The 12,625-nt window shown below is 63.1% G+C and carries 9 protein-coding genes, 1 tRNA gene and 1 pseudogene; 6 read left to right on the top strand and 5 right to left on the bottom strand.

Features of this window, described 5'->3' with window-relative positions:
• Nucleotides 1-147 precede the first annotated feature (147 nt).
• Nucleotides 148-1,941 (bottom strand): metallophosphoesterase, encoded by a 1,794-nt coding sequence (locus ACH442_RS35230; RefSeq protein WP_396342396.1) that lies wholly within the window; start codon nt 1,939-1,941, stop codon nt 148-150.
• A gap of 67 nt (nt 1,942-2,008) precedes the next feature.
• Here ACH442_RS35230 and ACH442_RS35225 point away from each other — a divergent pair.
• Nucleotides 2,009-2,082, top strand: a tRNA-Thr gene (locus ACH442_RS35225).
• Nucleotides 2,083-2,205: 123 nt separating this feature from the next.
• On the opposite strand, the gene ACH442_RS35220 is transcribed toward ACH442_RS35225, so the two are convergent.
• Together ACH442_RS35220 and ACH442_RS35215 are read right to left on the bottom strand one after the other, a co-directional pair.
• Nucleotides 2,206-3,384 (bottom strand): tyrosine-type recombinase/integrase, encoded by a 1,179-nt coding sequence (locus ACH442_RS35220; protein ID WP_396342395.1) that lies wholly within the window; start codon nt 3,382-3,384, stop codon nt 2,206-2,208.
• 3 nt (nt 3,385-3,387) lie between these two features.
• Nucleotides 3,388-3,594, bottom strand: a complete 207-nt coding sequence (locus ACH442_RS35215) for a helix-turn-helix transcriptional regulator (RefSeq protein ID WP_396342394.1) — start codon at nt 3,592-3,594, stop codon at nt 3,388-3,390.
• Between the two features lie 914 nt (nt 3,595-4,508).
• Here ACH442_RS35215 and ACH442_RS35210 point away from each other — a divergent pair.
• Nucleotides 4,509-4,790 (top strand): annotated as a pseudogene (locus ACH442_RS35210) (replication-relaxation family protein); the annotation flags it as partial.
• A 66-nt stretch (nt 4,791-4,856) separates the two neighbouring features.
• On the opposite strand, the gene ACH442_RS35205 reads toward ACH442_RS35210, so the two are convergent.
• On the bottom strand, nt 4,857-5,078 hold the full coding sequence (locus ACH442_RS35205; protein WP_396342518.1) for a DUF397 domain-containing protein: 222 nt from the start codon (nt 5,076-5,078) through the stop codon (nt 4,857-4,859).
• A complete protein-coding gene (locus ACH442_RS35200) occupies nt 5,078-5,941 on the bottom strand; it encodes a helix-turn-helix transcriptional regulator (RefSeq protein WP_396342393.1) in 864 nt (287 codons plus the stop codon). Before ACH442_RS35200 ends, ACH442_RS35205 begins: the two co-directional genes overlap by 1 nt.
• Before the next feature lie 961 nt (nt 5,942-6,902).
• Between ACH442_RS35200 and ACH442_RS35195 the strand changes: the two genes are divergently transcribed.
• The 4 genes from ACH442_RS35195 (at nt 6,903) to ACH442_RS35180 (ending at nt 12,475) form a co-directional block, all read left to right on the top strand.
• Nucleotides 6,903-7,103: a hypothetical protein gene (locus tag ACH442_RS35195; protein ID WP_396342392.1), complete on the top strand. Its 201-nt coding sequence runs from the start codon at nt 6,903-6,905 to the stop codon at nt 7,101-7,103.
• 507 nt (nt 7,104-7,610) lie between these two features.
• Complete coding sequence (locus ACH442_RS35190) at nt 7,611-9,314, top strand: AIPR family protein (protein WP_396342391.1); 1,704 nt, start codon at nt 7,611-7,613, stop codon at nt 9,312-9,314.
• A 517-nt stretch (nt 9,315-9,831) separates the two neighbouring features.
• Nucleotides 9,832-11,517 (top strand): N-6 DNA methylase, encoded by a 1,686-nt coding sequence (locus ACH442_RS35185; RefSeq protein ID WP_396342390.1) that lies wholly within the window; start codon nt 9,832-9,834, stop codon nt 11,515-11,517.
• Nucleotides 11,518-11,551: 34 nt separating this feature from the next.
• Nucleotides 11,552-12,475 (top strand): hypothetical protein, encoded by a 924-nt coding sequence (locus ACH442_RS35180; protein ID WP_396342389.1) that lies wholly within the window; start codon nt 11,552-11,554, stop codon nt 12,473-12,475.
• The last annotated feature ends 150 nt before the right edge of the window (nt 12,476-12,625 follow it).

Here is a 12,625-nt window from a genome sequence, read left to right as displayed (position 1 = left end):
GGGTTCCGGCCGCAGCTCGTCCCCCTGGTCCGGCTGGTTCTCACGGTTGTTGTTCGTGCGGCGAACAACAACCGTGACGACCAGCCGGTCCCTGACGTGCGCCGGCGGCCGGCCCGCAGGTAACGCCCAGGGCGTGACCGAAGGTGATCAGAAGCGCGGGGCCGGAAGATCGGTGAGGACGATCGGGGGCTCGATCCGGTGGACCGCCAACGGCGCTTCCGGGCGGACCCAGGGCGCATGCGGTTCCCCGTCCGGGTCGGCCGACCACCGGTGGCAGATCCGGTCGATGCCGAGCGGATGGATGGTCAGCGTGCCGTCCGCCGCGATGTGGATCCGCAGGAAACTTTTCGCGTCCTCGATGCCCTGACCGGCGTACAACTCGTTCAGATTGACGTCGAACGAGCCCGCCACCAGCAGATACAACGCCACCAACTGGGTGGCCAGGACGGCGATCACCGGGCCGTAGACGACCGCCGCGGCGACCAGCGGCGCCGGGAACGGCCAGTCGTGGAACCACAGGTGCAACCACACCCAGGCGCCACCGGCGGCCAGCGCGATCTGGGCGACGCCGTGGGACAGCCCGAGGATCCAGTGCCGGGCATGTTTGGCCGAGGCCGCGCCCGGCGGTTTCGCGAACAGCACCGTCCCGGCCAGGATCAGCGTCACCATCAGCAGCAGCGGAATGCTGAACAGGCGTTTGATGTCGTCCGGCTGCCGGACGGCACTGGCCATCGGCAGCATCGTCAGCGTGTGGATGATGCCGAGCATGGTGGCGAACCCGGCGTTGCGCCGCGGCACCCGGTGGAAGACGCCCCAGCCCAGCTTGCGCGAGGTCGACGCGTCGGGGAAGCGGGCAGCCAGCCGGTATACGCGGCTGAGGCTGCGACTGCGGGTCAGCGTGTCCTCCGGCGGCACGGTCAGCGTCGGCGGCAGGTTCTGCGTGCCCAGCAGATACGCCCCACCGCCGCCACAGGTGATCAGTTCCCGCTCCTCACCGGTGTACCGCGCGTAATGGTGCAGGTCGCCGGAGACCAGCACCCGGACCTGAGCCTGAGTGGGGGCCAGGATCGTCCGGATGAAGTAGTCGACCGCGTCGTAGACCTCCGGCTCGTCCTTCGCCTTGACCCACGTCGGCGACGGCGTCATCAGGATGACCCGATCGTCGGCGCCGACCCGGCGAGCGGCCTTCTCGAAGTAGAGCAGCTGCGGGTCGTCGATATACGCCCCGAACTGCTCGTCCACCGCGAACAGCCACCAGTTGTTCGGCAGTTTCACGGCAAAGTACGACCGCTGCTGCTCGGTCCGCCAGCCGCCGATGTGCCCGTCCTTACGGCGCGCGAACAGGCGCAGGAACGCGGTCAGCCCGTCATACCAGTCGTGATTGCCGGGCAGCGCGAACAGCGTCGGCCGGGGCTCACCGGCCGGCGCCTCGGGCAGCGCAGCTCGGTACGGCCCCTTCATCCGGCTCTCGTAGCCGTCCCCACTCGCCAGCGGATAGACCTGGTCACCGCCCATGAGCAGCAGCCGCCCGCGGGGCAGTGCCGCGCCGTCCACCGTCAGCGACGGTTGCGCCAGCAGCCACGCGATGGAGTAGGTCGCGTCGAACCCGTCCCCGAGGTCGGCCACGTAGTCCAGCCAGATCTCGCCGTCGGCTGTCCGCGAATGGTCGAAGTAGTCGTCGTCCAACGCGTTCTGCAGCTCACGCTTGTCCAGGTAGGCCCCGAACAGGATCGCGAGCAGCGCCCGAAGACCGGTGCTGAGCAGGAGCAGCGGCGCCAGCCAGCCGATCGGTTTTCGCCGTGTGAAGCCGAGCTCCTGCGGATCCAGGCTGATCGGACGGGTCGGCACGGTGTGTTCCGCCCCGGAGAACGGGGGCGGAGAGATGACAGGCTTCGGCTGGGCGTCCGTCACAAAAGGCACACTAGTGCCGCGGTGTGACATCGGCAGTCCCGGTTGGTACGACCCCGGCGATCGGCGAGAGGGGAGTGTCGTACACTTAGACCTCGTTGCCGCCTTAGCTCAGTCGGCTAGAGCGACGCACTCGTAATGCGTAGGTCGACGGTTCGATTCCGTCAGGCGGCTCAGATAACGGCCCTGACCAGGGTTTACGCTGGTCAGGGCCGTATTTTTTGTGTTACGGATTTGAACTGGCCCCCGAAAATCCCCCATTAACCGCCAGCGGCGATCAGGTCCGGTGGGCTGGTTTCATGCGACCCGGGGCGGGCCGCCGAGCCGTTCAAGGATGGCGGAGCTGTCCGGGGCGACGGCGGGCTCTTCGATGTAGTGCTTCTTGGTGACCGCCTTGTCGCCATGCCCGAGTTGAGCGGCCGCGCTGTCCGCGCTGACCTCATTGCCGATGAGCGTGGCGACGGTCTTGCGGAAGGTGTGCGGCTTGACCCACTCCAAGCCGGCCTCGGCGCGGGCCTGACGCCACTGCCGTCGGACGTTCTGCGGAGACAGCCAGGTGCCGCGCCGGGACGCGAAGATCGCGTCGAACGGGTTGTCGGAGGCGGAGACCTTCCGAGCCAGGAGCATGGCGACGGCGAACCGGGGCAGGACAAGCTTCCGGAAGCCGGCCTCACTCTTGGTCCATTCCTGCCGAAAGAACCCTTTGCCCCGGACGTAGACGATCGTGCCGCAGATGGTCACCGTTGCCTGATCAGCGGCAAGGTCCAGGTCGGCCCACCGTAAGGCGAGGATCTCTCCGATCCGGGCGCCGGTGGCCAGCATGAGGTCGACGATGTCGGCCAGGTCGCCGGAGGGTCGTGGGCCGGACTTCCCGGGCGTGGGTTGCTGCCAGTCCCGGATAGCCGCACGAACCTTCTCCAGCTGATCCATGTCGAGCGCAACCACCGCTCGGCGTGGGTTCCGCAGTCGCCCCGTGTCCCGGACCGGGTTGCTCGGCAAGGCTCCGTGGCGGACCGCCAGACCGAACATCTGGCCGAGGACGACCTTCGCGCTCTTGGCCGCGGCAGGGCGTTCTTGAGCGACAGCCCGGAGGAACTTGTCGATGCGGCCCACGCTCGCCTCCCGGAGACGGAGTGCTCCCATGGCCGGCACGATCGAGACTCTGACACTGATCTCGTACCGGTCGAGGGTTTGCGGCGTGATCCGTTCCTCTGCCTTCACCTCCTCAAGCCACAGCTTGGCCAGCGTCTCGATGTGGGTCTCCCTCGTGATGTCGTCATCGTTGGGCGCAACGCGATCACGAAGCTTCTCCTTCAACTTCCGGATCGCGGCCGGGCCGGTGGTGTCGGTGGCCTCGACATCGCGGATTCTGCCGTCATAGTCGCGGAACCGAGTCCGGGCGCGGGACCGGTTGGGCCCCAGTTCCTCGGTGCGGATCGTGCCGTACGTGCCGATGGATAGCGAAGGTCGGGCCACAGCTCAGCGCTCCGGGTCGGTCTGGCTGTCGAGCCAGCGTTCGACCTCGCTGCGCCGGTAGCGCAGGGTCCTGCCGACTCGGATGGCGCGAGGCCCTTTGCCCCGACTGTGCCAGGCGTACAGGGTGTGCTTGGGCTTGCGGAGCCAGGCAGCGACGTCATCAAGGGTCAGTAGCGGGTCGGGCCGCCATTCCGGAGCGTGGTCGTTCATCGGCGGCCAGCCGGGTCGGACGGGCCGCCACGCGCACGGACGGCGTGGTTCGTGGATGACCGGTAGCCGGTGCCGGTGTCCGGTACGGCGTTCGGTGGTGGTGCGCACGGATCAGTTGCCCTTTCGGCTGCCCGGCCCTGACGGGCCGGGCCTGCGGTGACGCCGCCCTGACGTAGGTCTACGGGGCGCGTCGGCTGTCGCCACTGATCCATGTATGACGATGTGAAGCAGTCAAGCCGGACACTCGAGACCGACCTGTCTCCGTGGTGCCTCTGGGGCTGCGGCATAGGTGTGGTTGGGCCATGTCCGCCGACGAACGCTGACATATAGAGATACAAATTTCGGCCCGATTTTCGACATCGGCCTGTCGCCTCAGCTCCTTGAACAAGATCGAGGCCAAGTTGAACAAGATCGAATCGACGGTGTTGACCTGCGGTTTGTCGAAAATTAGGCCGAGATCTGTATCTATTAATGCGGGCACTTCCACCTCTGGTGATCTCGGCTGCGACCGGCCCCGCTGACGGCGCTGACACCCCGTGACGGCTCACTCCTTCTTGAGGAGGACGGCCATCCGTGCCGGTCGCACCCGAGCTCACCGCACCCATCGCCCGTGGGCTCGGCCCCACGCCGTCTCGCGTGGGGCCGACCGCTCTAACTGATGAAACGTCACCGCTGTGAAGTAGCCGATCCTGCGGCCGCGACCGCGAGGGGTCTTACGAGACCTCCAACGAGCGGCCCAACGAGGCACCTCACGAGGCGGAACACTCGCCTGACCGCGCCCCTTTGAACACGGCATTCACCCAGGTAGATGACGGTGTGGAGGACTGATGGACCGGAACCGACTGATAAGAGGTATCACTCCTGCCGGCGCCATCGGCGCTGCTACCAGCGGGGGCCGACTCACCGCCTCGACCGTGGCCGGCGAGCTGACGAGGCTCACGCCCCGAGATCGACTCCTACTCGACCTGCTCTATCAGCACCAAACCTTCACCACCGGGCAACTCGCCGACCTCGTGTTCGGGAGCGTCAGCCGAGCCCGCAACCGACTCAACACGCTCCTCGCGCGCGAGATCCTCGACCGGTTCCGGCGCTACGAGCGGCCCGGCTCGCAATCGTGGAGTTGGACCCTCGGCCCGATCGGCGCAGCCGTCCTCGCTGCCGCACACGAGACCACGATGCCCCGCCCGTCCACAGCATGCCGTCCGCCTTGCCGTAACCCGGCCTGTGCTGGGACTGCCGAGCACGGCAGTGCCTCTGGCGATCTACAGAAGATTTTCTTCCTGCACTCCCGTGACGAAGGCGGCGCGCTCACTCTGAGTGAAGAACAGGACCGGTCCGTCCGGATTCTTGCTGTCCCGCACGGCGAAGCCGCCGTCGGGCAGATCAGCAACTTCCACGCAGTCGCTTCCGCTGCCGGACGAGCGGCTGCCCTTGCGCCACGCCAGCTCGCTCTGGTTGATGTGGCCGTAGCCCTTGTCTTCCATCACTTCATCTCCTCGGCTGCCGCCCTGATCAGCTCCAGCGACTCCTGGTGCGGCGCGGCCTTCCCCAATACGTCTTCCCAGGCGTCTCGGTATAGCTCGACCTCGGCTCGGTCGTCGAGGTAGAGCGTTCGACCCAAGATCTCTACGCACACTACTTCTCCCGCCTCGCTGTCGGCGAAGCGCAGAACCTGGAAGCCGCCGACCTCGGGTATGTACGAGCCGGCTGAGTAGGGGATCACCTGCACCTGAACGTTCGGCTGGTCAGCGGCCTCGGCGAGGCGGGTGAGCTGGTCGTGCATCACCTGCCTGCTGCCGATCACTCGGTGCAGGACCGCCTCGCCGACGATGGCCTGGAGGATGGGCGCGTCTGTGCCCTGCAAGATCGCCTGGCGTTCCATGCGTGCTTCGACCAGCCGCGTCGCCTCCTCGGGGTTCTTCCCCCGCTGGAATGCGGTGACCAGGGCACGCGCGTACCCGGCCGTCTGCAGCAAGCCCGGGATGATGTTCGGCTGCCACGAGTGCAAGCTCGCCGCCCCTGCTTCCAGCCCGAGGTATTGCCGAAATTGCGGATGGATGATGTCGCGGTAGTCGGCCCACCAGTTCTGCCGCCGCCCAGCCTTGGCCAGGCCCAGGATCGACTCGGCCAGGCCCTGGTCCTCGACGCCGTAGAACCTGAGCAGGGCCTCGACATCCTTCGGACTCGCGGCGACCAGCCCGCGCTCGATGCGGCTGACGGTCGACTTGTGTGCCCGGATACTTGCGGCCGCCTCTTCCAGGGTCCACTGCGGACTTCGCTCGTCGCCCGTGCCGATCCGGAGTTTGCGTAAGGCCAGGCCGAGGCTTCGTGCGCTCGCCGTTCCCATCGTCGCCTCCTGTTGCAGGTGGGCCAAGTGTTGCAAACCAGAGGTCACTTCGCGGGGTGCCCTAAGCGGTTGCGTCACCCTTAGGAGTTGCATGCATCGCCTCGTTGCATACGACGTTGCACGGGCGTACGTTGTTGCACACGGGAAGTGACGTTCATCCATGATCTCCCTGCGGTGGCGGGGGCTCATCCGGTTTCCGATTGCGGGGAGGCGCGATGCATGGGAAGCGGGCACCCAGGTGGTGGCAGCTACTGAGTCGCCCACGATGCCTCTGCGGCCTACCGTGGGAGTGCCTGGAGCTGAGGCTGGAGGTGATCCGCCAGCGCGAGGTCCAAGCAGTGCCGAAGTATGTGGTGGCTGCGCGACCTGAGATGCCAGGGTGGGCCGGACCGACGATGCCGCTGGGGCTGATCGGACGCGCGGGGGGTCTCACGCCGGCGCAGGAGTACCGCGCGAGAGGGGATCACTCGTGCTAGTTCCTCGGACGGCTCATCAGGGCGAACGACCCTCCTGGGATTGCCGGGCGTGCGGTCAGGCTTGGCCTTGCGCGGTCGCAAAAGTCGAGCTCGCCGAGCAGTATCAGCGCTTCCCGCACGGCCTTTCGATCTTTCTCGGCTCGTGCCTGATCGAGGCGATCGATGACTGGGCAGCCGGCTCAGGCACACCGCCGCCGGACCTTTACGCGCGGTTCCTCGGCTGGTCAGGCGAACCAGGGCTCGGGTCTGGCAGTACGAAGCAGTTGGAGACAACGACTACCGACGCGGCAGCTGACTCTTCGTTGATGGGTGCGCGGGAGATCGCTGTCCGGATGGGCCTGTCGCGTCAGCGCGTCCATCAACTTGCTGAACGCCCCGACTTCCCCGCCCCAATGGCGTCGCTGTGCATGGGTCGGGTCTGGCGAGCCGCCGACATCGAATCTTGGTTTCTTACCTACCGCGACCCTGATGAGAGGGCATGAGCGATGCCGATCGACCAACCGCTGCGGCGTGCCGCTGGCAACGTCGCCGACCTACTGCTCGCCGACGACTATGCCTCGATCGAGGAACACGAGATCGAACCGCTCGCCAGGGCCATCTGGCAGTTCCTGATCGACCGTGGCATCCGTCTCTCTGGTAACTCGGAGGCGAACCCGTACACCGACGGCACCGCTGAAAACGGATGACGACGGGCCGGGACGGCCCCCTGGTTTACCCCCCCGGAAAACTGCCCCAAAGCGTTGATCAACGTCCACAACCAGTGATTAACCCGCGCGGGTGTCGGCGCAGCGTGATGCAAGTTTGGATGACTACTGACAGTGTCGGTGGCGGGCTGGTCGAGCAGCGTAGGTTGTCGCCTCTTGTCAACGTTGTGCAAGCTTTGTAGACCGTGCGAAGGTGACGCTGGAGGGGTCCAAGGTCAACTCGCGAACGGCGGCTGCCGTACTGGCGCGCATCGACGGGAATTTGCCGCACGCCACAACGCCGTGGCTTATCGGCATAGTGAGAAGCTGCTTGAGTCTTCGCACGTCGGCTTCGAGTCAGGTGCCAGCAGTCGTCACTGAGCCTTCCTCACGTAGGGGTCCACAAGGGACGTTGGGCTGTTACGGTGTTAGCTGCGACCTCGCATCGGTGTTGTGTAATTGATCATGGGCCACTACGCCCCAAACTAGCATTCAACATCACTAGGGGGAATGGTGACCACGAATAGCTATACTCTATTAACTGAAGAAGTCACCCCGTTCCGTATTGGCAAACGAACAATGTCGGCGGCGATGTTGGCATGGTTCCTCACCGCGGTCTGGCGCCTTGAGCCAGAAGATGTGGACGACGCCATCTGTGACGGAGGGGGAGATAAAGGCATCGACGCTCTGGTTGTCGATGAGGATCTCGCGGAGATCACTGTTCTCCAAGGAAAGTGGCGCGAGACTGAGGGTAAAACGCAAGGGGATAGCGATCTTCGATCTCTCGCGGGTGCCGCCGATTACTTCAACTCTGCCGCCACAGTAGATGGATTGCTAGCGTCGAAACCAAACGATGAGCTTCGTAATCTCTTGCTTAGACAAGAGATTCGGGAGAAAATCGCAACCGGCACGCACTCAGTTCGATTAGTTTTTGTTACCAACGCGCCCATGGACGCGTCCGCAACGAGTTTTGTGTCGGCTAGAGCAACAGTAGACCCCTCCCTTGACGTTTGGGACCGAGGCCGGCTTGGCGAGGTTGCCACCCGCGCAAGAAGGGCTGCGCTTCGACCAGAGACAGTCCGACTTGAAGCGGTCAGCGACCCCATCGCCGTCCACCTGACTGAAACTGAGCAGCTGGCCATCGCTCTAGTGCCTGCCATTCAGCTTGCTGACAGACTGCCGGGAATCGCCGATTACACGCTTTTCAGTCGCAACGTTCGCCTCTTCGCCGGACGAACGCGAATTAATGGAGAGCTTCGCGAGACGGTGCGCAAGGCAGACGAACACGAATACTTTCCGGCCTATCACAACGGTCTGACAATCCTAACGGAAGGATTGACCGTTGATGGGGGCAAACTCGAATTGCGCCACGTTGGCGTTGTTAATGGCTGCCAATCCTTAGTGACGCTCTATAAGAACCGCGAAGCGCTGACGGACGAGCTGTTGGTTCTGGTTAAGATCGTTGAAGTCACTCAAGATAGCGATCTTGCCGATAAGATTACATATCGATCAAATAACCAGAATGCGGTTACCATGCGTGACCAGCGTTCTAGTGATGTCGCAATGCGGGACCTTCAGAAGGCCATTAAAGATACCTTCGGAGCAAGCTTCGGGCTCCGCACCCGTGTGGGGGAAGATGTCGTCGCCGACCGCGTCATTGACAACACCGACGCCGCGCAGCTGATCATGGCAATCTACCTTTCGGAACCTTGGGCGGCAGTTCGCAAGGTGCGTCTTTTTGATCAAGATTTCCGACGTATCTTTAGTCGCTCGATAACGCCTGCCAGACTGTATCTTCTAGCTCTAATCGACTCGTCAGTCAGTAACGAGCGCTCCCGCTTGCGCGCCGATCTGCGCTCTAGCTTTGCGTCGGTCAGATTTACGTTGAACTACTTAATCGCGCAGGTACTACGTGAATCAGAATACGGAAGGGGGCTCGTCGATACACCTGAGAGATGGCTCCCGGCTAAAGACGTCGAAGTTTGCGCAGTTCTTAAAAACTTCGCACAGGAAGTCATAGATTCGGTCAACTTCTACGTTGAGCACGAAGAACTTGAGCACGGGAGTGCTTTCGATCCGAAGGTTGTTTTCAAGAGTAAGACTGGCGTCAGTAAGCTAGAGAACGATGTGCTGCGCGAATCACTTCGGCAAGCCAAGCGCGATCCAAGCTTTCTCTTCGCCCTACCTCCGGAAATTTCCGGTGGCGAGGAGTGATTCTGTCTTGCGACAGGCGTCGGCGGTCTGATGCTCCTACCAAAGGACGGTTGCTGCAGGTCCTACGGGCACCCATTCTCAACTGCGAGCAGTGTGGGAAGCCGCGTTCGCGACGAGGGCGACCTCCAACAGATCGACTTGTGGCTGCTGGTCACGAGTAATCCACGTGCACACCTGGTGTGCGGCCGGGGCGCGGACACCATCCTCGACCTTCAAATCGATCCCGCGTCTGGTGTCATGACTCCGTGGTCGGCGAGGTCGAAAGCTAGATCAGGCCCCTGGGCTGAGCGACCCGGGGCGCCGTCTGCACCATGCTCTGCTCTATAGCCATGAGGCCATCCAGGCTGTATGCCGGCAGCCGACCTGGGTGGGCTCATCTTTCGCTGGGGCCGAGCGCGGTGCTGGTGGCCGTCCAACAGCCTCCGGGCACCCCTGCATACATACCGTAGCGATATCGTGACAACGCCGTTAGGTGGGGCACCACGCGGCGCGCCCAGTTGGCGACTATCATGGCCGGGTGATCCGGCCGGGGGATAGTCCAGCGTTAAGGAAGGACCGTGGTGCGTTCTTCACGCCTCCTGCCATAGCGGACCATCTGGCTGAATGGGCAGTTGCAGGCGACAAGAACGCTCGTGTTCTGGACCCAACATGTGGGGAAGCGGTGTTCCTCCTAGCCGCCGGCCGCAAGCTGAGAGAAGCAGGAGCCGAGGGCGCAGAAGTCAGTCAACTTCTGTATGGCTTCGACTTGCACCAAACGTCGCTGGATTGGTCAAAATCCCTCCTCGCGGAGGAAAATATTGACGCGCAGCTCAAAGAAGCGGACTTCTTCGACGTGCCCACCCCCGACCAATTGGGGGCCCCGGTTCCGCTAATGGACGCCGTAATCGGCAACCCTCCGTTTGTGCGGTACCAAAAGCATGGGCCGGAAGCCCAAGCCAAGGCGAGAAGGGCCGCACTTCAGCAAGGAGTGCGCCTGTCAGGACTCACCTCTTCATGGGCGCCCCTGCTAATCCATGCTTGCGCTTTCCTGAAGCCGAAGGGGCGCCTCGCTATGGTGCTCCCGGCAGAGCTACTCACCGTGGGCTACGCCGAGCCCATCCGGGTTTGGCTCCGGCAACGATTCGAGCAGGTCCACCTAGTTCTATTTGAGCGTCTTCAGTTCAATGACGCAACAGAGAAGGTCGTCCTCGTCCTCGCTTCCGGGCAAGGCGGCTGCGATGCCTTCTCGCTGTACTACCTCGACGACGCCGAGGACCTAAGTCGGGTGCGCCCGATGACAAATCTCAGCGTTACTCCAGCCGGCAGCGGCAAGTGGACAGACCTGCTCTTACCCAATCGACAAAGACAACTCTTCAAGCAAATCAATGACGAACACCTGGTTCCGCTCTCAGTCTACGGAAGCCCTGAGCTCGGTACGGTAACGGGCGGTAACTCATTCTTCGCTTTGAACCAAGATGTGGCCGATCGATTCGGGCTCTCTGAGGCCGCAGGCCATCTGCGGAAGGTATGCCCGCCTGGAACCAAGCACCTGAAGGGCCTTACATTCTCGCTCGCCCATTGGAAGAAGCTTCGGGAGGCCGGCGAGCCAGTATGGCTCCTTCATCCGGACCCAGATGACCGTTCCCCCGAACTCATGGCGTATGTCCGCTACGGCGAGGAGCTCAAGGTCAACGAGGCTTATAAGTGCAAGATTAGAACGCCGTGGTGGCGCCCCCCGGTCGTCGCCCCGCCTGATCTCTTCTTCACCTATATGAGTCACCGGTATCCAAGAATGTTTACGAACTCCATTGGTTCTACGTTCCTCAACTCCATGCATGGAATCCGTCTACGGCAGGACGTGCCGACGCCGACTAGATTCGCGCTCCCGCTACTGGCTTTCAATAGCGCAACCATGCTGGGAGCAGAAATTTTCGGGCGATCATATGGAGGCGGGATCCTCAAGATGGAGCCTCGCGAAGCGGCAGTGTTGCCGGTACCCAATCCAAAAGCTTTGGAAAAAGCGTGGGGCCTGCTTGCTGACGGGAAGAGCAGGCTTGACACCCAGCTGCGCGACGGCCGGTGGACCAATGTAGTGAAGCGCGTGGATGAGGCCCTACTCGTACAGGTACTGGGCCTCTCCGCCAGCGCTGTAGCTGAGATTCAGGATGCCGCGAAGGCGCTTCGGGCGCGCAGAATGGGTCCCGAAGATGCCAAGGGCGACTGAGTAAAGCTAAGGTCGCTCTTGAGTGGACGGGCCGATGGCCTCCTACCTGCGCTTGGAAGGCGATCACCAGGTGAGTGCGCTGGAAGATGAAGTCGGCCATCCTGGCGACCTGTGGGACACGCTGAAGCAGAAGGTTCAGAACGAGGCCATCACGCAATTTGCTGCGGTGCAAGACGACTTCCTGTCGATCATCTGGTGTTTAGATCGCTACCGGACAGAGGGTGTCACGCCGCAAGGCATGGGTCGTAGCGGCGCGAACGCGGGTCGACGCCTGGAAGCGGTGTACCGGTCTAAGGGACGGTGGTGGGCAGACTTAGTCGGTCTGCTCCTCGAAAACCGGAGCTCGTCGATCCTCGCCCCGCGGGCACGCGTCCAAGGCTTCTCTCAAGACCACCGTATCGATGTGGCATGGCCGGCGCGCGACGGAACGATCGAAGATCCACGTATCTGTCTCGTGACTCGGATGAGTGGAGCACCCGAGTCGAAGACGACACCTGCGCGAGCTGCAATGGACGACTGGCCGAACCGTCGCAAGGAGCTCAAGTTCGCTGCGACGGATCTCAAGCTGGCGCAACAACCCAAATCGGCTCCCATGGGCACCTGGGAGGAATGGCGGCGCTCACGACCGCCGAAGGTCTTCTTCCTCTGGGGCGCGCGTCTCGATTCAAAAGATCTTCCGGCCACGATCTCACGTGAGGTACAGGCGCTCAGCGCGACGTATGTCGACGGAACCGGCGTGTGCGCATACCAAACCGGTAGCAGCGGCATCGGGTACGCGGCTACACCGGCACCAGCACCGTCGGGCTGGATGACGGTCGATGAGGTGCTCGACGACGTCGGGCACTCCATGAAGGCACTGTCGAGCCCCGTCGGTGGGGCTTCGACCCCGGCAACGGCGAGAGAGGCGACAGTCGACACCTCTGGTCTGCTCTCCGATCAACTGAGCGACGAGGATTGACCGCCCCACGACTTGTACCTGCGTACAGCTTTCATACGGCCCAAGAACGGCCCCTGCTAGGTGTGATATCCGGGGACGTTGGTCGAGGAAGTGTGACCACTCGATCTGAGGATTGTTGATCCATCTCGCGAACAGGTGAAGGCCTCCAGC

The sequence above is a fragment of the Actinoplanes sp. NPDC020271 genome, assembly GCF_044388125.1.
GTDB lineage: Bacteria > Actinomycetota > Actinomycetes > Mycobacteriales > Micromonosporaceae > Actinoplanes.
Note: the sequence above shows the minus strand (reverse complement) of the source record. Positions and strands in the feature narration are given on the sequence as shown.